This is a genomic window from Vibrio sp. 5S239 (assembly GCF_041439575.1).
Classification (GTDB): Bacteria; Pseudomonadota; Gammaproteobacteria; order Enterobacterales; family Vibrionaceae; genus Vibrio; species Vibrio kanaloae.
The window spans coordinates 67,604-89,911 of the sequence record NZ_JBGOOM010000011.1 but is presented as its reverse complement, the minus strand read 5'-3'; the positions used below and the strand labels follow the sequence as shown (position 1 = coordinate 89,911).

Here is a 22,308-nt window from a genome sequence, read left to right as displayed (position 1 = left end):
ACAGTTAAGTGAACTATAAAAATGGATTTAACGTATTACCAAGGATGTAAGTTTATGTTTTCACGAGACTTACTCGCATTACTAATAAAAACAAGTCGAGGTTAGGATGAAAAAAATATTATTGCTGCTTAGCGTGATCTTATTGGGTGGTTGTGTGGGCATGCCCGAAACGGTAAAGCCTGTTCAACAGTTTGAGTTGGATAGATACTTGGGTAAATGGTACGAAGTGGCTCGTTTAGACCATTCGTTTGAGCGTGGCTTAGACAACATCAGTGCCGAATACAGCCTACGTGATGATGGTGGCGTGAAGGTAATTAACCGCGGCTATTCAGATGAAGATGGCGAGTGGAACGAGGCGGAAGGCAAAGCGTATTTTGTCGAGGGCAGCTATCAGGGTTATCTGAAGGTGTCGTTCTTCGGACCATTTTACGGCGCTTATGTGGTGTTTGAATTGGACCAAGAGAATTACCAATACGCGTTTGTTTCAGGACCAAATACCGATTACTTGTGGCTGCTTTCTAGAACCCCAGAAGTCTCGTCTGAGGTCATGGAGAGGTTCAAAGCGATGTCTAAAGAGCGTGGCTTTAACACTGACAAGCTGATTTTCGTGGAGCATAACAAGAGCCAGTAGATACGCCCATATATGATTGAGCAACGGCACCGATTATGACTTCGCATTTTGTCTCGGTTATGGTGTTGTTTCTCTGTCAAACTCTTCTCTATCCCGCCATTTTGTGTTGCTTTCACGTTTACAGCAACATTGGCTTTCCACAATTTTGTATTACTGAATATTCTAATATCTAACTGATGAATAGGTAGGGTGAATAAACAGCTCTGTTTATGAATACCTTGTAAATGGTATGTGATTTCAGAAATGTGATCTTAGTCATGTTTTCATTGATTCGCACTTTCTAATATGCCTCGATCTTACCTTGTGCTTTGGTGGGAGCTACTTGTTCATACATCTCTCTTTAAGCCCTTACCAGCATTGGCCTAATTCATGTGGCACGCAATTGTCGCGCGTCAGAATTGCGTTCTCTTTCTTATATTCTGCCGTCATTAATGAAAGGTTAGTTTCCAAGTTTGTTTGGTGAGCTTTCCATTTCAACTCTTCATAATGCGCCAAATGTAACAATACATTTCAAAGTGTAACAATTAAGTCATGTTTTTTGTGTGGTTTTAACCGTGCGGCAATGTTTCGGCTGCGCAGCACCGTCGTTTTAATTTGGCAGTTTAACTATTCAAAAACACGGCTACTTCAGTTCCGCATTTGAGATGTGTCGTTTCACATGCTCAACACATAAATATTCTAATGACCATGACAACCAGTACTCGGGCGTTCGTTCTGAGGCTGGATAACCATCGAGAAAGTTAATGGAAGCTTCAAGATATAAACGCATTTTATCGAGAGCAAATCTGTCGAGGATTGGTTTGGTGGGAACCGTCCTGATGCTCGAAGGATGTAACTCCGCATTGCTCGACCCAAAAGGTAGCGTTGGCGTTCAGGAAAAGGAGCTGATTATTACGGCTCTGTTGCTGATGCTGATTGTCGTCATCCCCGTGATCCTGATGACCATCTACTTTGCTTATAGATACCGTGAAAGCAACACCACAGAAGAGTATGCACCTGACTGGGCGCACTCAACCAAGATTGAAATAGTGGTATGGACGATTCCAATCATCATTATTGCGATTCTGGCCACCATCACTTGGCGAACAACACACGAACTAGAGCCTTCCAAGCCTCTGGAGAGTGACGTTAAGCCGATGGTGATCGAAGTGGTCTCTCTGGACTGGAAATGGCTGTTCATCTATCCGGAGCAAAACATTGCGACGGTTAACTATGTTGCGTTCCCGAAAGATGTACCGGTGACGTTTAAGCTAACTTCAGACAACATCATGAACGCGTTCTTTATCCCGCGTCTTGGTTCGCAGATCTACGCGATGCCGGGAATGGTGACCAAGCTGAATTTGATCGCGAACCACGAAGGTGACTTTAAAGGTTTTGCATCGAACTACAGTGGTAAAGGGTTCTCTCAAATGAAATTCACCGCATCAGCCATGCCTGATCAAGTGGCGTTTCTAAACTGGGTGGAAAAAGTGAAAGCAAGCCCGGACCGTATTGAAGATTGGGAGCAATTCCGTTCTTTGGCTGCGCCGAGTGTGGCTGAACCTGTGACTCTGTTCTCCAGTATCCCACCATTTTTATTCACTGATGTCGTGACCCAGCACCCTGGTTCAATGAACTGTTTGCCGGAAACCCAAGGATAATCGTCATGTTTGGAAGATTAACTCTAGACTCAATTCCCTACCACGAACCCATTATTTTGTTCACGTTAACCATGATCGCTTTAGTGGGTGGTTTAGTGGTCTATGCGGTAACAAAAGCCGGTAAGTGGCAATACCTTTGGAATGAATGGTTTACTTCTGTAGACCACAAAAAATTGGGCTTCATGTACATTGCGGTCGCAATGGTGATGCTAGTTCGTGGCTTTGCCGATGCGGTCATGATGCGTAGTCAGCAATTGCTATCCGCAGCGGGTGAGACAGGCTATTTACCGCCACATCACTATGACCAGATCTTCACGGCACACGGCGTGATTATGATTTTCTTCGTCGCGATGCCTTTGGTTATCGGCCTGATGAACATCATTGTGCCGCTGCAAATTGGTGCTCGTGATGTTGCATTCCCTTACCTCAATAACCTGAGCTTCTGGCTGTTTGTGGTGGGTATCATCCTAACCAACATGTCACTGGGCTTGGGTGAATTTGGCCGTACGGGGTGGTTGGCATATCCGCCGTTGTCTGGCATTGAGGCAAGTCCGGGAGTCGGGGTCGATTATTGGATATGGGCACTGCAAATATCCGGTGTGGGTACCACGTTAACGGGTGTGAACTTCTTTGCGACTATTTTGCGCATGCGTACTCCGTCTATGCCAATGATGAAGATGCCTGTATTCACGTGGGCATCTCTGTGTGCCAACATCCTTATCATCATCTCTTTCCCAATCCTAACGGTCACCATCGCGTTACTGACGTTGGATAGATACATCGGCACGCATTTTTTCACCAACGACCTTGGTGGCAACGTGATGATGTATGTGAACCTGATTTGGGCATGGGGACACCCTGAGGTGTACATCCTAATCTTGCCTATCTTCGGTGTGTTCTCTGAAGTGACTGCAACCTTCTCTCGCAAAAAATTGTTTGGTTATACCTCACTGGTATGGGCAACGGTGGCTATCACTATTTTAGCGTTTGTGGTTTGGCTGCATCACTTCTTCACCATGGGGTCTGGCGCCAATGTGAATGCCTTCTTCGGCATCGCGACCATGATTATCTCTATCCCGACTGGGGTTAAGATCTTCAACTGGCTATTCACCATGTACAAAGGTCGTATCCGCTTCACCACGCCAATGATGTGGACAGTGGGCTTCCTAATCACCTTTACCGTTGGTGGTATGACGGGCGTATTGATGGCGGTTCCGGGTGCGGATTTCATTCTGCATAACTCGGTATTCCTGATTGCGCACTTCCATAATGTAATCATCGGTGGTGTTGTCTTCGGCTGTTTTGCTGCGATTGGCTACTGGTTCCCGAAAGCGACCGGTTTCACTCTGAACGAGCTTTGGGGCAAACGCGCATTCTACTGCTGGATCATCGGTTTCTTAATGGCGTTCTTGCCGCTTTACGCACTCGGCTTTATGGGCATGACGCGTCGTTTGAGCCAAGACATCAACCCTGAGTTCTTCCCACTACTGGCGGTTGCGGCTGCAGGTACGGGCGTGATTGCGATAGGTGTGGTGTGTCAATTCGTTCAGATTTACGTGAGTGTTCGTGACCGCGACCAAAACCGAGATCTAACCGGTGACCCATGGGGCGGGCGTACCTTTGAATGGGCAACATCTTCACCACCACCGTTCTATAACTTTGCAAAACTTCCTAAGGGCGATGAGATAGACGCATTTTGGTATCAAAAGCAAAGTGGCGAGTTTGACCCAACTCAGGAAGAAGAATACGAACGTATTCACATGCCGAAGAACACACCGACAGGCATTTATGTGTCTGCATGGGCGTTGGCATTTGGCTTCGCAATGATTTGGTACATCTGGTGGCTAGCGGCTGCAAGCTTAGTGGGCATCGTGGTGACGTGTATTCAACACAGCTACAACGACGATGTGGACTACTACGTGGAAGTTGAAGAGATCAAAGCGATTGAAGCGGCTCGACGTGCACAGCTTGAAGAAGCAAAGAAACAGTCAGTGAAAGGCGACCATTCTGGTCGTGGTAACAGCGCTGATAGTGGTAATAACGACAATAAAGATGATTTGGAGACGACGTATGCAAGCTAATACTCCGTCACACACTTATGATCTTGCACACTCGCATGATCATCACCACGAAGCTGCGGGCAATAAGTTGTTTGGCTTCTGGGTTTACTTGATGAGTGACTGTGTCCTGTTTGCCACGCTTTTCGCGACTTATGCCGTGCTTGAGAGTGGATCTATCGCAGGTCCGACAGGCAAAGACATCTTTGAACTGCCGTTCGTGTTTGTCGAAACCATGATGCTGCTGTTCAGTAGTATCACCTTCGGTTTTGGCATGATTGCGATGAAGCGCAAAGATGTGGCCGGACTGAAGCGCTGGATCAAAGTGACTTTCGTATTGGGCTTAGCCTTCATCTGTATGGAAGTGTATGAGTTCCATCACTTGATTGCAGAAGGGTATGGCCCTCAAGAGAGTGCGTTCCTTTCAGCATTCTTTACCTTGGTAGGCACACACGGTTTGCATGTAACGTTTGGTCTGATTTGGATGGCAGTGGCGTATCACCAACTTTCAACCAAAGGCTTGAACGACAACATGTCGATGCGTTTCCAGTGCTTAAGCTTGTTTTGGCACTTCCTTGATATCGTTTGGATTTGTGTATTTACCATCGTGTACTTAATGGGGGTGATGTAATGGAACAGCATCTAGACAGCGGTGCAACGGATTACGTGAAAGGCTTTATTGCGTCACTAGTTCTCACCATTATTCCGTTCTACATTGTGTGGTCGCATGCGCTTCCAAGCACGGAAACTTACGTGATCTTGTTCGGTTGTGCGTTGGTACAAATCTTTGTGCACTTTAAGTACTTCTTGCACATGGAAGCGAAATCTTCCGATGGACGTTGGAACTTGGTGTCACTGATGTTTACCGCCATTGTTGTATTGATTCTTATCGCTGGCTCGGTATGGATCATCTACAACATGAACGTCAACATGAAGTTGTAGGCTAGGGCATGCTGAAAAGATATCTGTCTATCACCAAACCGGGCATCATTTTCGGCAACCTGATTTCTGTTGCGGCGGGTTTCTTCCTCGCCGCAAAAACAGAACCCGCCAGTGCGATGTTGTTACTAACAACATTAGCGGGCGTGGGACTGGTGATTGCATCAGGTTGTGTTGTGAACAACATCTTTGACCGAGATATCGACCAGAAGATGAAGCGCACACAAAATCGAGAATTGGTTCAGGGCAACATCAATACAGACGTAGCGTTCGTCTATGCCTTGGTTTTATTGCTAGCCGGCACAGCGCTGCTGTTTCAGTTCGCTAACCCGATCTCTGCGGTCATGGTGTTGCTTGGCTATGTGTTTTACGTCTTTTTCTACACCATGTGGTACAAGCGTACATCGGTTTACGGCACTTTAGTGGGTAGTATTTCGGGAGCAGTGCCGCCATTGGTGGGCTATTTGGCGGTGACTAATTACATCAGCCTTGAAGCGGTGTTGTTGTTCGTGATGTTCTGCTTATGGCAAATGCCACACTCGTATGCGATTGCGATGTTCCGCCTTCAAGATTACCGAGATGCAGGTATTCCTGTGTTACCGGTGAAAGAGGGCGTCGACAAAGCACATCAACACATGAAAGCGTATGTTGTGGCGTTTGGCGCAGTCTCGTTGGCGCTGTTCCTACTCGGAGAAGCAGGTTATGAATACCTAGCGGTGTCGGCAGCGGTTTGCTTTATGTGGACTAAAGTGACATTCCGAAAAGTCGATTGCCTAAACTACATTCAGTGGTCAAAGACTGTTTTCAAGGTCTCTCTGCTGGTTGTGATGAGCATCAGTGGCGTACTCGGGATAGAACTGATTCCGTTACCTTTTTTGTAACTTCAATAGAGATATAGCCCAAAGGACTTGGTATATTGAGTAACGGATAGTATCTTGATCCTGTTGAATTTTTTATAAAAGCAACCTTGCAGAGTAAGGTTGTTTTTTTGTTATCGGACGATTGAAAATGATGAACGTGAAATCGATGCGTGGAGAACTTTACCTCCTATTTGCCACCCTGCTAGCTGGGGTAGGGTGGATCGCATCTAAGTTGGTGGTATTGGAAATGCCGGGGCCAGTGTTCATCGGTGTGCGATTTTTTGTTGCAAGCCTTATTTTATTGCCATTCTGTATTCATCATATTCGCCAGCTCTCGATTAAGCAGATCTTGTCTCTTTGCGGGGTGGGGTTGTTGCTGTCTGCCTCATTGCAGGTATGGGTATTTGCGGTTTCGGTAACCGAAAGCTTGTCTGAAGGGGCCTTTATCATGAGCTTAGCCATGATCATTGCGCCGTTTGTTTCTTGGATTCTGTTTCGAGTTAAGCCTAATCGTGCGTTTTGGATGTCTTTCCCAATTGCGATCATCGGCATGTTATTACTGACCTTAGGCAATGGCTGGAATGTCGAACAGAGTCAGATCTATTTCTTATTGGCGTCGATGCTGCTCTCGATTCATTTTGTGATGAACAAGCGTGTGATTACTAATATAAAACCTATCGCTTCCATATGCGTGCAGCTGTTTGTTGTGGGTGCTAGTGGCTTGGCATTTTCTGCAATGACGACTCAACCTGATTTTGAAATGACTCGTTCGTTGATCTTCTGGTTTATTGTGTCTGCGGTGGTCGCAACCTCTATTCGCTATTTGTTGCAAACCGTCGGTCAACACTCCGTGAATATGGAAGTGGCTGCATTGATTATGATTCTAGAGCCTGTATGGACACTATTACTGAGTGTTGGCGTGCTAGGAGAAAGTGTTGAAACGCAGAAGCTGCTTGGTGGTACGGTGATTATTGCTTCACTGTTTTGTTATATCAAATGGTCGAGACGAAAATAAAAGCCTGCGCGAATTAGGGCTGTGACAGGCTCAGTTCTATATTAGTGTTGGTCTCGCTTCGTCTTTATGTTTCCTTGACAACTATTCGTTGATGCTGACTTTAGTGATCACGATATCTTCGCAAGGCACATCTTCATGTCCCCAACGCATGGTCGTTGGGGCGGCAGCGATTTTGCTGACTACATCCATGCCCGCAGATACTTTACCAAACACAGCATAGCCCCAGCCTGCATTTGTGGTAGAGGTGTGGTCTAAAAAGTCATTGTTATCAAGGTTGATAAAGAATTGTGCTGTCGCAGAATGTGGTGCGTCTGTGCGAGCCATCGCCACAGAGCCAATGACATTCTTCAAGCCACGGTTTGCTTCGTTGACGATGGGTGCGCGAGTTGGTTTTTCTGTCATGTCGATAGTGTGTCCACCTCCTTGAATCATGAAACCTTCAATAACACGGTGAAATGTGGTGCCTTCGTAGAAACCATCTTGGCAGTATTTAAGGAAGTTTTTAGAGCTGACAGGTGCTTTCTCAAGGTTGAGTTCAATTTCGATATCGCCAAAGTTGGTGCTCAGAATGATCATAAAAGTGCCCAATATTTGTGTCTTACAGAGTAGTGAATGTTTCAATAGGGTGCAGTATATGAAAAATCACGGCAGATGCCAGTGGTGGATTCCACGCTAGGTTTATATTTCTTTAGGCCGCTTACTTATCGATCATTAATAAACTCACTGCAGTTATTACTATACGCTCGAATCGCTTTGCAATGCGCTATGAGTGACATAGAATCGAAAACGTAGTAAATTTTATTGATATCTACGGAAGAGAATTAACAGTCAATGAGTAGTATTTTAGAGTGTATTCGTACTGTTGGACGAGGGGAAAGGGGGCGTAAGCCTTTATCGTTCGAACAAGCCTATCGCATCATGGATGAGTATTTAAGCGGAAAGGTCGGTGACGACCAAATGGCGATGCTATTGATGTTAATTCGTGTACAAAATGAAACCAACGAAGAGATAGCTGGCTTTGTAAAAGCATTCCAATCACGTGTGCCTGACTTGGGCGCTGATATTGATTGGCCTTGCTACGCCGGTAAGCGGAACGATACGGCGAGTGGTAAACCGTGGAACTTACTTGCTGCGAAGATATTGGCAGATAATGGCTACAAAGTCTTGATGCATGGTTATATGGATAAGCCAAGCGGTCGCACACACGTTGAGACTTATTTAGATCTCGTTGGTGTTCGTAGAGCGGCCGATCCACAAGACGCGAAACAGATCCTAGAAGTTGATGGCATTGCATATCTACCTCTAGTGAATTTTGCTCCAGAAGCTCAAACTATGATTGGTTGGAAACACCGTTATGGGTTGAGGACGCCAATCAACACTGTAGTTAGAGCATTAAACCCAGGTGGTGGCCGTTTAGGGTTACGTGGAAGTTTCCACCCTGGTTTTCCTCAGTTGCACGCTGAAGTTGAGCATGTCATTGGCAATAAATCCCACTCGGTAATTTCATTCAAAGGCATGAATGGCGAGTCGGAATATAACCCTAAGGTTAGCCAAACGGTTTGGATGAGCTCACCTGAAAAGGTGGAGTCTTTCTATTGGGAAGGAACCATGAACGCAGAACTGCCTCTTCCTTCCGAATGTGTCTTGGGTACTCCGGAAGATGAGATGGAGCTAATGGCGAATAGTGTGGTTGACAGTATGACGGCTATTTTATTTGCAGAAACACATGACAAAGCTGAAGCCTATGCAAAAGCATTGTATCTTTGGGAAGCTTATTGTGAAAGTTAGCGGCAAACTAACGACATAAAATGAGAGAAGGTCAGCCGTCGTTGCTGGCCTTTTTTGTGCTTGTTTTTTTGTGACTCATTTTTTAGCACAGGTATTTCGGTAAATGATTAAGTTACAAAGGTTATTTAACTCGCATCAGTCGATGCATCTTGTCTTCAAACTTAATCTCAATCACTTGCGAGACTTTCATCTTATCAACACGATCAAGCATTTTCCCTTGATAGTCACGCTTTTTCATCCACTCTAATGGTTCTTTAAAGCCATCTTCGTTAATCACAAACGATTGGTCGGTAATGGAGCCTTCAAAGATATGCACAACCCAAATACGCGATTGGAAGTCTAATAATTCATTGAAGTAGGCTTTTAGCCTTGGTAAATACTTAGATAGAGGAGTCTGAGAATAGGTTGATAAAGGCATAGTAGACCGTATTTGAGAAATTAAATTAGTAAGAGCAAAGTTCACACAACCAGTGCTCCAGTGAACGAAGTATATCGATTTAAGCCTCCACTATTGTCAAAGAGGTCACCCGCTTAAAAACTCGCTACAAAATACGATATCGATACATTAATAACAATGCTGGTTAACTTTGTTCAAGACAATATGTGTATGAATCCGCTATTTAATGAGCAGGCTAAGGGGGATTTCTTATGCTCAAATTTTTCTTTTTTGTGATGTTAAAACACGCTCAAGCCTTTTGCGACCTCACATTTTTGTCTTAGTAGGTTTTACCTATCAATAAAATTGTTGAAATCCATTTAGTAAAATCAAGATTTTAGACAACAATTAACTTAACAAGACGGAAAAGCCATGACGAAAAGTATTTAGGGAGAACATAATGCATTCAATAAAAGTGAAAGATTACATGACGAAGCAGGTTGTGACATTCACTCCTGATATGCCTTTAAGTCTAGCGTTAGATAAAGTGATGCGAAGTCCTCATATGGGAGGACCTGTAATTGATGATAACGAGCAAGTTATCGGTTTCCTCTCGGAACAAGATTTATTAGATAAACTGGTCAAGGTTAGCTACTTCTGCCAAGACACGCACATCGTGCGCGATTGCATGTACCAAGAGGTGTTATCGGTATCGCCTGAATTGTCAATTATTGAATTGGCAGACATGATGCAGGTTGGCAAGCCTAAAGCTTACCCAGTGATTGATAATAAAAAACTGGTGGGCATGATAACAAGATCGGATGTTTTAAAAGCAATAGGCAAGAATTTAAATGAATGCTTCAAACATCAGGTGTAGTCGTGTAATACGAACGATTATACCTTCCAATATTCTAGGTTAAAAAGGCGCATTAGCGTCTTTTCTTCTTTGTAGAGCTTTTCTTTGTAGATCGTTAGCTTGTGGTATTTCAGCTTTTGGAGGTTTCATGTCAAATCAAACTGCAAAGTTTGTGGAAGGTTCGACGATGCGCCATATATTGATGATGTCGGGAGCCGGCTCTGTTGGTTTGATGGCGTTATTTGTTGTCGATTTACTCGATATGTTGTTCATCAGTATGTTGGGACAGGTTGAATTGGCTGCGGCAGTTGGTTTTGCAGGTACACTCACTTTTTTCGCCACTTCAGTTTCGATTGGTACTTCAATTGCCATGGGTGCCCTGGTATCGAAAGCGATAGGCTCCAAAGACAGAGACCAAGCTCGAAACCTTAGTGTTAGTATTATGTTGACTGCGTTTGTCATCAGTTCGACGGTGGCTACGGTTATGTTCGTTTATATCCCTGAGTTGCTGACTGCCATTGGCGCCAAAGGCGTTGCGGCAGAACGGGCTCAAGCTTACCTACAAATTTTATTGCCAAGTGGGCCATTTCTAGCCCTGGCGATGGCGGCAGGTGCTGGTTTAAGAGCGGCAGGTGATGCAAAGCGTTCGATGTGGGCGACTTTGTCAGGCGGTATCGTGAACGCGATCTTAGACCCTCTATTTATCTTTGGTTTTGGTTGGAACATAGAAGGGGCAGCAATTGCTTCTGTCATTGCACGTTTTTCGGTTCTTTTCTTTTCGCTTTATCCTCTTATTCGTAGTCATCAGTTGGTTGCTCCACCTTCTTTAGGGCAGTGGCGTATTAATATTCGCCCTATTTTGACAATCGCAATTCCAGCCATTATTGCTAATACAGCAACGCCGATCGGTAATGCGATCGTGACGACAGGTATCGCACAATATGGTGAGGATTTCGTTGCTGGTTTTGCGGTCATTGGTCGTTTAACGCCTGTTTGTTTTGCCGCTATCTTTGCATTATCCGGCGCCGTGGGACCAATCATTGGTCAGAACTTCGGGGCTGAAAGAATGGACCGAGTTAAAGAAACATTGAATAACTCTTTGCTAGTGGCAACGATTTACACCATTGCTGTTTGTATTGTGTTGTATTTAGTTCAGGGCTACGTGATTCAAGGCTTTAGCCTTCAGGGGGATGCGGCCATTATTGTTGCTGCTTTCTGTACTTATGTTGCCTTTACTTTTACTTTTAATGGTGCGTTATTTGTAGCGAATACTTCTTTTAATAACCTAGGTAAACCACTTTACTCGACGGCGCTTAACTTAGGTAAAGCGACATTAGGTACTCTGCCATTCGTGTACTTGGGTTCACAATGGTATGGCGCGTTAGGCGTGTTGTATGGACAAGCATTAGGTAATATTTTGTTTGGATTGTTGGGGATCTTGGTTCTTCGTCATCATATTGCTGAGCTTATGCAAGGATCTGAAGTGGATCATGGTGAAGAGGATGTATCGATAGTCAGTTTGAATACCCCGCCATTTTGTTCGCACGATGCTGTTCTGATCGATGATGTGTCGGCGAATCGGGAAGAATGTAAAAAATTCAAATCATAATAACACCGATGTTCTAATATAAGGTTCATCGGCTTGTAAATTTCTTCTTGACCTTGGAGCTACCTCTAAGGTTTATACTTTTGGTGAACTTAGGGTTCAGTTGTTATCAGTCAGCAACTGCCTCAAGGCTTTTTGAGTATTAAGGAGATACAATATGTGCGCAAAACATGCAGTGTGCCGCTCAACAAAAGTGGACGTTCAACCTCAAGCGGCAGGAGCAAGTTGCTCTAGCCCTAAAATTTCAAGCATTACCGCAGCAGGTACTTCATCTGTATGTTGTAGTTCTGATGCTGCGTCTTCGTCGTCTGGAGATGATTGTTGCGGATCGGATAGTGGAGAGGAAGACAGTCACTCCTCTACCTTATCTCTCGATGCCAAATTCTCCAAAAGTTGGTTGGTGGCCGGAATGGACTGTCCAGCTTGTGCAAGAAAAATAGAGAACGCGATCAGTAACATTGACGGTGTGATTCAAGCCAAGGTTCTTTTTGCTACCGAAAAGTTGGTTGTGAAATTCGAAAAAGAAAGTCTCGTTGACACCATTGAACAAGTCTCTATCAAAACTGGCTTCCCACTAACCGAAGTGGGTGCGAAGAAAGAAAAACAACAACCAGAGACGTTTTGGCAAGCTCATATCCAACCTAATTTACAAATCATAGCGATTGCAGCCTCAATGCTGATCGCTGCTCTTCTGAGAAACTCGTTACCTCAATTCAGCGAAGGCTTATTTACCGCAACCTGTTTACTTGGCTTATATCCAGTAGCGAAAAAGGCGGTTCAATTAGCGCGATCTGGGACACCTTTCGCGATAGAAACTTTAATGAGTGTCGCTGCTCTTGGTGCTTTATATCTAGGTGAAACCATTGAAGCAGCCATGGTATTACTGCTGTTCTTGATTGGTGAGCGTTTGGAGGCTTTTGCTTCATCAAGAGCAAGAAGTGGTGTGCAAGCCCTAATGGCACTGGTGCCAGAGAATGCAACTAAAATTATCAACGGCGAACGGACTGAAGTTGCAGTGAGTGAGCTGGTACCTGGTGATGTTATCGAAGTTTCTGCAGGATCTCGTTTACCCGCTGATGGTCAACTGATTACAGATTCCGCGAGTTTTGATGAAAGTGCATTGACTGGCGAATCTGTCCCAGTTGAACATATCGAAGGCAGCAGCATCATGGCTGGTGCTGTGGTTGTGGATAAAGTCGTTCTCATCACTATCACATCAAAGCAGGGTGAGAATGCGATCGACCGTATTCTTCATTTGATTGAAGAGGCGGAATCTCGTAAAGCACCACTGGAACGCTTCCTTGATAAGTTCAGCCGTTGGTACACGCCATTAATGATGTTGGTTGCCTTGTTGGTGATCATCACGCCTCCACTGTTGTTCGCTCAACCTTGGGAAACCTGGGTGTATCGTGGCTTAGCCTTGTTGTTGATTGCTTGCCCTTGTGCCCTGGTTATCTCAACGCCGGCTGCCATTACTTCTGGTTTGGCTGCTGCGGCAAAACGTGGTGCGCTAATTAAAGGCGGCGCGGCACTAGAACAACTTGGCAAAATTCAAACGATTGCCTTCGATAAGACGGGTACATTGACGGAGGGGAAACCTCAGGTTACCGATATTCAGCCTCTATCGGGTTGGCAGCAAGACGTAATGTTACGCGTAGTGGGTGCTATTGAAGTCGGTTCTACTCATCCATTGGCGCAGTCGCTGGTGGCGAAAGTAAAAGAGCTGAAGATAGACATCCCAGAATCACACAATAAAAAGGCGCTGATTGGTAGTGGTGTCGAAGGTGATGTCGATGGCATTAAATACCAAGTGTTGGCTCCTTCTAAAGTCAGTTTCGATCTTGATACTGATGTTGTGTCTCAGGTAGAAGCTCTAGAAGGCGAGGGTAAGACGGTTGTTATTGCTCTAGAGCTTAAGCATCAAGAAGAATCAACAAATCAAGTGACACCTATTGGATTGATTGCGTGGCAAGATACGTTACGCAGTGACGCTAAGGTTGCGATTGAACGACTTAACGACTTGGGTATTCAATCTATCATGCTGACGGGTGACAACCCACGCAGTGCGGCTGCTATAAGTAGCAAGATTGGTATGCAATACAAGGCGAGCTTACTTCCAAGTGACAAGGTGTCTTATGTTGAAGAGCTTTCTCAACAATCGCATGTTGCGATGGTCGGGGATGGTATTAATGATGCGCCAGCGATGAAAACCGCTAATGTGGGTATAGCGATGGGCGGGGGGACTGATGTGGCCTTGGAAACGGCGGATTCAGCACTGACTCATAACCGCTTAACGGAACTGCCGGCGATGATTGAGCTATCGCAAGCAACCATGAACAATATTCGTCAAAACGTAGCACTCGCGCTTGGCTTAAAAGCCGTATTCTTGGTGACCAGTTTGCTTGGGATTACTGGTTTATGGGTTGCGGTGTTGGCTGATACTGGCGCGACCGCTCTAGTTACACTGAATGCTCTACGTCTGCTTCGATTTAAATCCAAAGCGGATTAAGTTCGGATCGCTTATATAGAACACTCTTAATTTAAGCGGCGCCTTTAGCGATAGTACGTTATTCGCGATAATGCGTTACAGGCGCTCTTGTCTCATTAATATGCAACATAGACTTACGTATTGCTTGTTTTTTGTGATGCCAATCGGTTTTTCGTGAAACATTGAACTTTGTTGCGATCATTGGTGTGATGAGTGTCACTTCATTTTGTAGTGAGCTTAGTTAGAGTGTGTGCGTACCCCACGAATTTACTATGAGCTTAAATAAGGGTAAAAAGCCCAATAAGCCAAAAGGAGCGAACTATGTCTCAAGCTGTTTTCCACTTAGGTGTTACTGAAGCAGATCTTAACGGTGCTACTCTTGCGATCATCCCTGGTGATCCTGCTCGTGTACAAAAAATTGCAGAAGAGATGGAAAATCCAGTCTTTCTTGCTAGCCACCGTGAATACACACTTTACCGTGCAGAGCTAGACGGCAAGTCAGTTGTGGTGTGCTCAACAGGTATTGGTGGCCCATCTACTTCTATCGCAGTTGAAGAGCTTGCTCAACTTGGTGTTCGCACCTTCCTACGTGTTGGTACGACGGGTGCTATCCAACCACACGTAAAAGTGGGAGATATGATTGTTTCAACTGGTTCTGTTCGTCTAGACGGTGCTAGCTTGCACTTCGCACCGATGGAGTTCCCAGCGGTTGCTGACTTTGATGTTGCAACGGCGATGAAAGCGGCAGTTGAAGAATCAGGTGCAGACGTTCACATGGGCGTAACCGCTTCAAGTGATACTTTCTACCCAGGTCAAGAGCGTTACGATACATTCTCTGGTCGCGTTGTTAAGCGTTTCCAAGGTTCTATGCAAGAATGGCAAGACATGGGTGTTCTAAACTTTGAAATGGAATCAGCCACACTACTAACAATGTGTGCAAGTTCTGGTTTGAAGGCGGGTTGTGTTGCTGGTGTCATCATCAACCGTACTCAAAAAGAAACGCCTGATCACGACACTCTAAAAGTGACTGAAGCACGCTCAATCAAAGTCGTTGTAGAAGCTGCCCGTAAAATGCTTTAAGCATTACTTTATGCTTTAGTTTTAGATGAACTAAAGTATCAGAAAGATTTTGAAAATGGCCGAATCGGAAGATGCGGCCATTTTTTATTAAGATAAATAAAAGTAAACGAGCACAAAAAAGGCGAATGACTAATTAAGCCGTTCGCCTTTTTCTTTACTTATTGATGAACGAGTTGCTCAATTTTCTTCAGATTAGCACTCTAAATCTTCGTTACCACCAGCCGCTGTAAACCATGCTTTTAGGTGTGTTTTGAGATCTTTCAATTCTTCAGGGCCAATCAATGCTAATCCAAGGTCTTCAGCACGAGTGATATCATTATGACGGAGAGGACGGAAGCTCACCAACATTGCACGTGCTTGCAGGCCACCCAATAAATCTCTTAGCGATTCCAGTTTATATAAGGTGTCATCACCATCATCGCGCATGCCTTTGGTCTTACATTCGATTATGTGCAGTTTATTGTTCACCACTGATGCAACATCAAGCTCGTTTCGAACCTCACGTTCACCGAGCTGACGGTATACCTGAACATTCAACGAACGGTCTTGTATTGTCGGCATGTCATCTTGGATTTGTTTCACGGTACTGTGAACCAGAGTTTCCAACCATTCACCGTTTGAGAAGCGACGCGCGTCTTCATTGGCAAAGGTCAAAATACCATTATTGTAAGTCGCAATCTTAGCTTCAACCAGATCGTTCAATAGCATGTTCAGTTCACGGTAGCCTTGTTGTTTCTCAGACAGTCCAACATCAAGCTTCTGTTCTTTACGGCAGGTCGTTGCTAGATAGTTTAATGTCGCAAGGCCAGGGCCTAATTCTAGTGCATTGCTTGCCCAGCGCTCACCCAGTTCATAAAGTTTTTGATCAAGCTGAGGAGACAGTTTTACGTCGCTGAATTCACCACGAGCACCAAATACCGTCAGGTAGTCATCGATAGTAATACGGTCTTGGACTTGTGTATCTTCTTTGCCGTTTGGGTAGAGCCAGCACAGTTTGTCGCTGTTTGGTTCAACTACAAAAATGGGCCAATGATAAGTGCGAAAGACTTCGTAAACGGAAAGTAAGCGGTGACGTAGGCCGCAGCTAGCGTTGAGCTTGACTTCTTGGCCACGTGCCTTGAGGTCTTCTGCTAAGCTTTGGATAGATTCCTTAATAGCCGACGTGTTTACGATCGTCGGGATTTCGAAAAACTCACTCGTAATGTCGCGTTTTTGCAAAACGTTGTGCAAGCGTTGATACATACTTGCTTGATTCTTGTCACCGATAAACACAATATGAGTGCTGGTCGTTCGGTTATCGAGTAGTGGGGTGATCAAGCGAATGGGGTCTTGATCGATAATACCAACATGAACAGCCATATAAATTCCTTAATAGCGGCTCGCTCATAAAGGGGAAAGAAAACGAAAAGCAGCAAGCCATAGTAATCATATAATGACAAAGCTCATGGAAAACAAGGGCAACCCTTGATAAAAGTTGCCCTTGTTCAATTAGTTACCACTATTGGGTAGCAAGTCTCTAGAATTGCAGTAAATATCTATCGATTCTTCGTTTATCTATAGCTTGAATTGATGAACCAAATCACCCTGTTGATTCGCTAGAATCGTTAGGTTTTGGCTCGCTTCAGCAATCGATGACATCGCTTGGTAACTTGCATCTGCGATGTGGTTGATGTCCTCGATGTTGCGCGCGATATCCCCAGAGGTTTCACTCTGCTCAGCAGCAGCTTGAGAGATGTGTGTGCTCATATGGCTGATTTCCATTATTAATGCTTGAATCTCTTCCATCGCACTATTGGCACTTGAAGCTTGTTCAACCGACATGTCCATATCATTCATGCAGCTTTCAATTACGTTGCTAGCCGCTTTCGAACTTGATTGCAGGTTACTGATCATGGTTTCAATTTCAGATGTTGATTGCGTGGTCTTCTGTGCCAGTACTCGAACTTCATCTGCTACTACCGCAAAACCACGCCCTTGCTCACCCGCTCGTGCCGCTTCTATCGCCGCATTCAATGCGAGGAGGTTAGTTTGCTCGGCAATGCCACGAATTACATCCAGAATCGAACCAATCTTGCTGCTCATTTGCTGCAGTTCACCCACCGCACTGACAGATTCAGTCAGACGAACTTCAAGTTGATTGATAGTGCTGATGTTAGTGTTCATTATCTGACGACCAGATTCAGAAGCTGATTCGACTTGTTGAACCATGCCTAATGAGCTTTGCGCACTGTTCGCCACTTCTTGCACAGAATGAGACATTTCTGTCATCGCCGTCGCAACGGTTGCAGTTTGTTCGCGTTGGTTGTTCAGTTGCACCTGCGTTTCAGAAGACGTCTTCTGGTTTACGCTTGCGGTCTTCGTTAAGTCATCTGAAGCATCATTCAGCTTCACAAGAATATTGTGTAGGTTGTCGGCCAAGGTGTTGATGTGACGGCTCACACGGCTGAATTCGTTGTCGTAACGAATGTCGATACGTTGAGTCATATCGCCTTCAGTTAGGCCTTCCAAGGTCCCTAGAATACGAGTTAATGGCTCTCTTACACTGTGTGCAATGTGGTAACCGATTGCTGCAGCGAATACTGTTACAACAATACCAATCGCAATCGCGTTAAATAGGCCTTTGTCGTAAATGCTGCTCGCGTCTGCCAGTGAAGCGTTAAGTTGCTCTTCTGCGGTCACGTTGAATGAATCTAACACGGCCATCGCTTGGTCAATTTCCACCGCAAGGTTAGCGATGTTGACGTACAGCGCTTGTTTTGCTTGCAGGTAGTTGTTGTGTTTGTCTAGTACGCCACCTTTCTGGCCAACGTCTTTGGTGAACTTTTGAACCGATTCATCAAAAACATTTTTAAGTGCCGGCAGTTGCGTTGATAAGCCGCGATAAGCGTAGTTGAGGTGAGTAACGGCCTTTTTGTTTTGGTTAACGGCTTTCTGAACGAAGGCAACATCAGAGCTAGCAAGTGCATCAGAGGTGATGACTTCTGCGTCTTGCAGTTTAATGAAGTAGCTCTTTGCCATCACTTTTACAGAGATGCTTTTTTGGTCGGCAACGTACTCTTTCATGCCAACCGTTAATTCTGAATGTAGGCGTTGGAAGTCACGTGATGCTTTTTGTACTTGTTCTTGTGCTTCGAACATCGCCAAGTAGTTGCTCATGGCTTCAGCTGCTTCTGCAAAGTAGCGCTCTTCCATTGCTCTTAGCTGTGTAATACGGTCTACGAGCGCCGCGTTATTGCCGCTTGCTACAGAGAGTCTTCCGAGTACTTCAGAAAAAGCATCTTTCGATGCAGCAAATTCTGTACGCATTGCAGACATGCGCTCTGTATTTTGGGTGGTTAAAAAATCTTTAAACGATTTATCAGCTGAAAGCAGTTGAACACTCGTTTGATTTGAAAGCGCAACAAGCGGTAATGAGGTTTCAGAGACACTCTCGAAATTGCTGTGTATCTGATTCATGCTGTTCATCATAATGGTTATCGTGACGGCAAACATGATGATGATCAGTGCGAAGCCAGCGTACATACGCTTGATCACAGATCCCTTCATGGCTTTCTCCCTAAATTAAAATGCAGACCCAATGTCAGGTCAAAGTAAAACTAACAAAATTATCAGCATTCTATTCAGCTAAGCGTACGCATTTTATGACGCACACGTCAAAAATAACCCTCAGTTATAACCAATATGCCATTCTTGAGATCTAAAGCTCGTTTTCTTTGATTTGAACGGTGTTTTTTATTAAGCTTTAAAGCGGATTCATTGTGGTTTGTTGCGGCATAGCGCATACTCAAAACATTAAAAAGTAAATGTTTTATCGGAGAAAAACATGGCTGAAGAAACCATCTTTAGTAAGATCATCAATAAAGAAATTCCTGCAGATCTGCTATACCAAGACGACTTAGTAACGGCGTTTCGCGATATTAACCCTCGCGCTCCTAGCCATATTTTGATTATCCCAAACAAGCTGATTCCAACAACCAACGATGTTGAAGTCGAAGATGAAGCGATGATGGGGCGCATGTTTACCGTTGCTCGTAAGTTAGCAAAAGAAGAAGGCATCGCAGAAGATGGCTATCGTCTTATCGTGAACTGTAATTCTCATGGTGGTCAAGAGGTTTACCATATTCACATGCACTTAGTGGGTGGCCGTCCGCTTGGTCCGTTGCTTATGAGCTAACCAAAACAAGTTGATGAGTTGGTTAAAAAGCTAATGAGCTAACGAAAACTCGCCAATTAGTTGATTCACATAAACAGCTAGTTGGAAAATTTGTAGTTTGTATGCCAACTTTTAGTTCTATCTGTTGTCTGAATGTCGGCATCGCCTAGGTAGAGGCTAAATCAGTAGGGTTTCAAGTGGCTTGAGATCCTTTTTACAACACGTTTCGTTTTGATAATGAGACAACTAAAGTTGGCATTTGAAACATGCACGGAGACGATAAGTGAAGCAACAGTTTAGATTCGCTTCCATTGCCCTGTTATCGGCGTTGACCGCGGGATGTGCAAGTATGTCTGCAGGCAGCCTGTTCAGTCATTACAGCGCACAAAACAAAGCTATCTATCAAGCGGTGAAGTCTGGAGATTATTCAGAGGCTCAACAAGAGTTACCAGATTACGCGGCAGGCGCCATCCTTGATAACTTTGAAAGAGGCAGAATTAATCTGCTCGATCAAAAGTACCCTGAGAGTAAGTCTTCGTTTGAATTGGCCGATCAGGCCGTAAAAGAGCAACAAAACAAAGCCGTGATCTCTATTTCAGACAGTGCGACCAGCGTGGGTGCGTTGGCTGTCAACGATAATATTACCGAGTATGTGCCGCCCGATTACGAGTTAGGCTTTCTTCATCTTTATCTTGGCTTAAACTACCTCAAGAAGAACGATCTAGAAGGTGCGGTGATCGAAATGCGTCGTGCCAACCAAGTTCAAGAACAAGCAAAGAAGCAACGTGAAGCTGAGCTAGAAAGAGCCGCTAACGATGCGAAGAAGCAAGGCTTGTCTGCCAATGTCGGTAGCATCCTTGCCAATTATCCGGATGCGGGTAAGAAGTTACAGTCAGTTCAGAATGCATATTTGATGTTTTTGTCTGGATTGCTTTATGAAGCTTCAAACGATTTAAACAGCGCTTATGTCGACTATCGACGTGCTTTAGCGGTTATGCCAGAGAACCAAGAAGTAATTGATAGAACGATGGTGACAGCCGCTCGTTTAGGAATGAGACAAGATTTAGCGACACTTGAAAAGCGTTACAAGCAACCGTCTAAGCTTGGCAACGGTCAAGGCCGTGTGATTGTGCTTCAGGAGCAAAGCGCTGTTCAAGCAATGGACAGTTGGCGATTGGATTTACCTATTTATGACAGTCGAGATCAGGGAGCGGTATATTCTCTGGCGCTGCCATATTACCCAAGTCAGAGTGTAGAGCGTTTTCCAGCCCTACGAATCAGTGGGCAGCCGTTGCAAGAACACTTGCTCACGGACGTAAACGCAATGGCTCAGAACGATTTATCTGAACGCCTGACGACTATTGTAATTCGTCAGGCTCTGCGTGTTGTGGCAAAAGATCGTATCCGAAAAGAAGCAACTAAAGGCAACGACGTTGGTAATATTTTGTTCAATGTGTGGAATGTATTCACCGAACAACCAGATACTCGTAGTTGGCAATCGTTACCAGCTGAGATTAAGAGCAGCACGTTTGTAGCAAGTAGCGGTCAATATACGTTAGAAGCGGGCGTGAAAACGTATGACTTTGATATTCGAGAAGGGCAGACCACCGTGGTTTGGATTTCTCGACAAGGAAACAACGCAACAATGTGGCATAAACAGCTAGGGAGGCTGTAATGAAAAAGTGGTTAGTGAGCTTAGCAGCGGTTATAGCTCTAGCTGGTTGTGCTGATAATACAGCTGGCGTAAGGGTTGATAGCCTGACTCAGAACGTATTCTTTGGTGACAAGGTATTGGGCAGCCGTTTAATGGTTGAAGATATTCGCACCGACCAAATTGATGGTCATACACGAGGAATCGTTCGTTTAAACAGCAACTATAAAGGCGATCAACATATCCTCTATCGTTTCTATTGGTACGACGATGCAGGGCTTGAGGTCAACCTAAAACAAGGCCCTTGGAAGCAAGCGATTGTTCGTGGCTTTGAAAGTATTTCGTTGTCAGAAGTATCGGTAAACCCGAAGGCAACTCAGTTCCGAGTTCAGTTCCGAGAGCAGTAACTCATCAGAACAAAGTTAAAATAAACAGGGATCAAAAAAGAAGAACTATTGATTCGCTAATACAAGAATTTAAGAGTGAGGGTCACCCCACTCAGTGATAAGTTAAGGAAATAACATGAAAAAGAGTGTCATTGCGTTACTAGGTTTAGCGGTTATTTTAGGTGGTTGTTCAAACAAGGTAAGCTACGGTGATGCACAAGCAGTAGAAACCACGACAATCGATTTCGGTTCAACTGACCTTCAAACGATTGCGGGCGAAATGGTCGATAGCATGATGGCTTCTGGTTCTGTGGCTTACATCACTCGTGAGCAGCGTCCAATCGTGTTTGTAGAGCGAATCAAGAACAAAACCAGTGAGCACATCGATACAGAGTCAATTACTGACACTATCAGTACTAAGATGTTGAACTCTGGCAAGTTTCGCTTCGTTGATATGGACCGTGTAGAGTCTGTTCGTGACCAGTTGAATTTCCAAAATAATGATGAGTTGGTAAACCAAAGCTCAGCAATCCAGTTTGGTAAAATGGTCGGTGCGCAATATATGTTGTACGGCAACCTATCAAGCATTGTAAAGAAAGACGGTAGCGATGGAGATGTTTACTACAAAATGACGATGCGTCTAATGGATCTTGAGTCTGGTTTGATTGAATGGGCAGATGAGACTGAAATCCGGAAGCAACAATCTAAGAGCCTACTGGGTCTTTAATTTCGCTTACTTGTTAACTCAACGCAGCCAGTATTGACAGTGTTTAGCTTGGCCA

20 protein-coding genes are annotated in these 22,308 nt (G+C 44.7%); 16 read left to right on the top strand and 4 right to left on the bottom strand.

Annotation, left to right across the window (positions count from 1 at the left end):
• Positions 1-106: 106 nt before the first annotated feature.
• From ACED48_RS11030 to ACED48_RS11000, 7 genes are all read left to right on the top strand, one after another.
• Entirely contained in the window at positions 107-631 is a 525-nt protein-coding gene (locus ACED48_RS11030; protein ID WP_017057002.1) for a lipocalin family protein, read from the top strand.
• Between the two features lie 743 nt (positions 632-1,374).
• Positions 1,375-2,271 (top strand): ubiquinol oxidase subunit II, encoded by an 897-nt coding sequence (gene cyoA / locus ACED48_RS11025; protein WP_077680639.1) that lies wholly within the window; start codon positions 1,375-1,377, stop codon positions 2,269-2,271.
• Between the two features lie 5 nt (positions 2,272-2,276).
• Complete coding sequence (cyoB, locus tag ACED48_RS11020; protein ID WP_017057003.1) at positions 2,277-4,352, top strand: cytochrome o ubiquinol oxidase subunit I; 2,076 nt, start codon at positions 2,277-2,279, stop codon at positions 4,350-4,352.
• Positions 4,342-4,959, top strand: a complete 618-nt coding sequence (cyoC, locus tag ACED48_RS11015; protein ID WP_017057004.1) for a cytochrome o ubiquinol oxidase subunit III — start codon at positions 4,342-4,344, stop codon at positions 4,957-4,959. The genes cyoB and cyoC overlap by 11 nt, the downstream gene beginning before the upstream one ends.
• Positions 4,959-5,270, top strand: coding sequence for a cytochrome o ubiquinol oxidase subunit IV (cyoD, locus tag ACED48_RS11010; protein WP_017057005.1), 312 nt, complete (start codon positions 4,959-4,961; stop codon positions 5,268-5,270). Before cyoC ends, cyoD begins: the two co-directional genes overlap by 1 nt.
• A gap of 8 nt (positions 5,271-5,278) precedes the next feature.
• The gene (gene cyoE, locus ACED48_RS11005) at positions 5,279-6,148 is read left to right on the top strand and encodes a heme o synthase (protein WP_371692183.1); all 870 of its coding nucleotides are present in this window, start codon (positions 5,279-5,281) and stop codon (positions 6,146-6,148) included.
• Positions 6,149-6,275: 127 nt separating this feature from the next.
• A complete protein-coding gene (locus tag ACED48_RS11000) occupies positions 6,276-7,142 on the top strand; it encodes a DMT family transporter (RefSeq protein ID WP_029627073.1) in 867 nt (288 codons plus the stop codon).
• An 81-nt stretch (positions 7,143-7,223) separates the two neighbouring features.
• Here the strand turns inward: ACED48_RS11000 and ACED48_RS10995 are convergent, their stop codons facing one another.
• Complete coding sequence (locus ACED48_RS10995) at positions 7,224-7,718, bottom strand: peptidylprolyl isomerase (RefSeq protein WP_017057008.1); 495 nt, start codon at positions 7,716-7,718, stop codon at positions 7,224-7,226.
• A 255-nt stretch (positions 7,719-7,973) separates the two neighbouring features.
• On the opposite strand from ACED48_RS10995, the gene ACED48_RS10990 reads away from it, so the two are divergent.
• Positions 7,974-8,930 carry a glycosyl transferase family protein gene (locus ACED48_RS10990; RefSeq protein WP_017057009.1) on the top strand — a complete coding sequence of 319 codons (957 nt, stop codon included), beginning with the start codon at positions 7,974-7,976 and terminating at the stop codon, positions 8,928-8,930.
• 121 nt (positions 8,931-9,051) lie between these two features.
• Here ACED48_RS10990 and ACED48_RS10985 read toward each other — a convergent pair whose 3' ends face one another.
• Positions 9,052-9,348, bottom strand: a complete 297-nt coding sequence (locus ACED48_RS10985; RefSeq protein WP_017057010.1) for a hypothetical protein — start codon at positions 9,346-9,348, stop codon at positions 9,052-9,054.
• 418 nt (positions 9,349-9,766) lie between these two features.
• On the opposite strand from ACED48_RS10985, the gene ACED48_RS10980 reads away from it, so the two are divergent.
• The 4 genes from ACED48_RS10980 to udp all read left to right on the top strand — a co-directional run bounded on the left by ACED48_RS10980 (position 9,767) and on the right by udp (position 15,336).
• Positions 9,767-10,183 carry a CBS domain-containing protein gene (locus ACED48_RS10980; protein WP_017057011.1) on the top strand — a complete coding sequence of 139 codons (417 nt, stop codon included), beginning with the start codon at positions 9,767-9,769 and terminating at the stop codon, positions 10,181-10,183.
• Between the two features lie 127 nt (positions 10,184-10,310).
• On the top strand, positions 10,311-11,771 hold the full coding sequence (locus tag ACED48_RS10975; protein WP_102506288.1) for an MATE family efflux transporter: 1,461 nt from the start codon (positions 10,311-10,313) through the stop codon (positions 11,769-11,771).
• Between the two features lie 154 nt (positions 11,772-11,925).
• Positions 11,926-14,277, top strand: a complete 2,352-nt coding sequence (locus ACED48_RS10970) for a zinc/cadmium/mercury/lead-transporting ATPase (protein WP_029627074.1) — start codon at positions 11,926-11,928, stop codon at positions 14,275-14,277.
• A 300-nt stretch (positions 14,278-14,577) separates the two neighbouring features.
• The gene (udp, locus tag ACED48_RS10965) at positions 14,578-15,336 is read left to right on the top strand and encodes a uridine phosphorylase (RefSeq protein ID WP_017057015.1); all 759 of its coding nucleotides are present in this window, start codon (positions 14,578-14,580) and stop codon (positions 15,334-15,336) included.
• A gap of 192 nt (positions 15,337-15,528) precedes the next feature.
• On the opposite strand, the gene ACED48_RS10960 is transcribed toward udp, so the two are convergent.
• Both ACED48_RS10960 and ACED48_RS10955 read right to left on the bottom strand, forming a co-directional pair.
• On the bottom strand, positions 15,529-16,695 hold the full coding sequence (locus ACED48_RS10960) for a DUF1887 family protein (RefSeq protein WP_017057016.1): 1,167 nt from the start codon (positions 16,693-16,695) through the stop codon (positions 15,529-15,531).
• 195 nt (positions 16,696-16,890) lie between these two features.
• Positions 16,891-18,882 carry a methyl-accepting chemotaxis protein gene (locus ACED48_RS10955; protein ID WP_017057017.1) on the bottom strand — a complete coding sequence of 664 codons (1,992 nt, stop codon included), beginning with the start codon at positions 18,880-18,882 and terminating at the stop codon, positions 16,891-16,893.
• A 277-nt stretch (positions 18,883-19,159) separates the two neighbouring features.
• Here ACED48_RS10955 and hinT point away from each other — a divergent pair, with 277 nt between their 5' ends.
• The 4 genes from hinT to lpoB all read left to right on the top strand — a co-directional run bounded on the left by hinT (position 19,160) and on the right by lpoB (position 22,253).
• Positions 19,160-19,510, top strand: coding sequence for a purine nucleoside phosphoramidase (hinT, locus tag ACED48_RS10950; protein ID WP_004736268.1), 351 nt, complete (start codon positions 19,160-19,162; stop codon positions 19,508-19,510).
• A 262-nt stretch (positions 19,511-19,772) separates the two neighbouring features.
• Positions 19,773-21,164, top strand: coding sequence for a COG3014 family protein (locus tag ACED48_RS10945; protein ID WP_017057018.1), 1,392 nt, complete (start codon positions 19,773-19,775; stop codon positions 21,162-21,164).
• Entirely contained in the window at positions 21,164-21,547 is a 384-nt protein-coding gene (locus ACED48_RS10940; protein WP_017057019.1) for a YcfL family protein, read from the top strand. The genes ACED48_RS10945 and ACED48_RS10940 overlap by 1 nt, the downstream gene beginning before the upstream one ends.
• A gap of 115 nt (positions 21,548-21,662) precedes the next feature.
• Entirely contained in the window at positions 21,663-22,253 is a 591-nt protein-coding gene (gene lpoB / locus ACED48_RS10935; protein ID WP_017057020.1) for a penicillin-binding protein activator LpoB, read from the top strand.
• The last annotated feature ends 55 nt before the right edge of the window (positions 22,254-22,308 follow it).

What these genes read in the sequence shown, in the direction of transcription:
- lpoB (WP_017057020.1), top strand. Translation starts at nt 21,663, where the DNA reads ATGAAAAAGAGTGTCATTGCGTTACTAGGTTTAGCGGTTATTTTAGGT.
- ACED48_RS10955 (WP_017057017.1), bottom strand. Translation starts at nt 18,882, where the DNA reads ATGAAGGGATCTGTGATCAAGCGTATGTACGCTGGCTTCGCACTGATC.
- ACED48_RS10990 (WP_017057009.1), top strand. Translation starts at nt 7,974, where the DNA reads ATGAGTAGTATTTTAGAGTGTATTCGTACTGTTGGACGAGGGGAAAGG.
- cyoA (WP_077680639.1), top strand. Translation starts at nt 1,375, where the DNA reads ATGGAAGCTTCAAGATATAAACGCATTTTATCGAGAGCAAATCTGTCG.
- ACED48_RS10995 (WP_017057008.1), bottom strand. Translation starts at nt 7,718, where the DNA reads ATGATCATTCTGAGCACCAACTTTGGCGATATCGAAATTGAACTCAAC.
- ACED48_RS10985 (WP_017057010.1), bottom strand. Translation starts at nt 9,348, where the DNA reads ATGCCTTTATCAACCTATTCTCAGACTCCTCTATCTAAGTATTTACCA.
- cyoE (WP_371692183.1), top strand. Translation starts at nt 5,279, where the DNA reads ATGCTGAAAAGATATCTGTCTATCACCAAACCGGGCATCATTTTCGGC.
- ACED48_RS10975 (WP_102506288.1), top strand. Translation starts at nt 10,311, where the DNA reads ATGTCAAATCAAACTGCAAAGTTTGTGGAAGGTTCGACGATGCGCCAT.
- cyoC (WP_017057004.1), top strand. Translation starts at nt 4,342, where the DNA reads ATGCAAGCTAATACTCCGTCACACACTTATGATCTTGCACACTCGCAT.
- ACED48_RS11000 (WP_029627073.1), top strand. Translation starts at nt 6,276, where the DNA reads ATGATGAACGTGAAATCGATGCGTGGAGAACTTTACCTCCTATTTGCC.
- cyoB (WP_017057003.1), top strand. Translation starts at nt 2,277, where the DNA reads ATGTTTGGAAGATTAACTCTAGACTCAATTCCCTACCACGAACCCATT.
- ACED48_RS10970 (WP_029627074.1), top strand. Translation starts at nt 11,926, where the DNA reads ATGTGCGCAAAACATGCAGTGTGCCGCTCAACAAAAGTGGACGTTCAA.
- hinT (WP_004736268.1), top strand. Translation starts at nt 19,160, where the DNA reads ATGGCTGAAGAAACCATCTTTAGTAAGATCATCAATAAAGAAATTCCT.
- ACED48_RS10960 (WP_017057016.1), bottom strand. Translation starts at nt 16,695, where the DNA reads ATGGCTGTTCATGTTGGTATTATCGATCAAGACCCCATTCGCTTGATC.
- ACED48_RS10940 (WP_017057019.1), top strand. Translation starts at nt 21,164, where the DNA reads ATGAAAAAGTGGTTAGTGAGCTTAGCAGCGGTTATAGCTCTAGCTGGT.
- cyoD (WP_017057005.1), top strand. Translation starts at nt 4,959, where the DNA reads ATGGAACAGCATCTAGACAGCGGTGCAACGGATTACGTGAAAGGCTTT.
- ACED48_RS10980 (WP_017057011.1), top strand. Translation starts at nt 9,767, where the DNA reads ATGCATTCAATAAAAGTGAAAGATTACATGACGAAGCAGGTTGTGACA.
- ACED48_RS11030 (WP_017057002.1), top strand. Translation starts at nt 107, where the DNA reads ATGAAAAAAATATTATTGCTGCTTAGCGTGATCTTATTGGGTGGTTGT.
- udp (WP_017057015.1), top strand. Translation starts at nt 14,578, where the DNA reads ATGTCTCAAGCTGTTTTCCACTTAGGTGTTACTGAAGCAGATCTTAAC.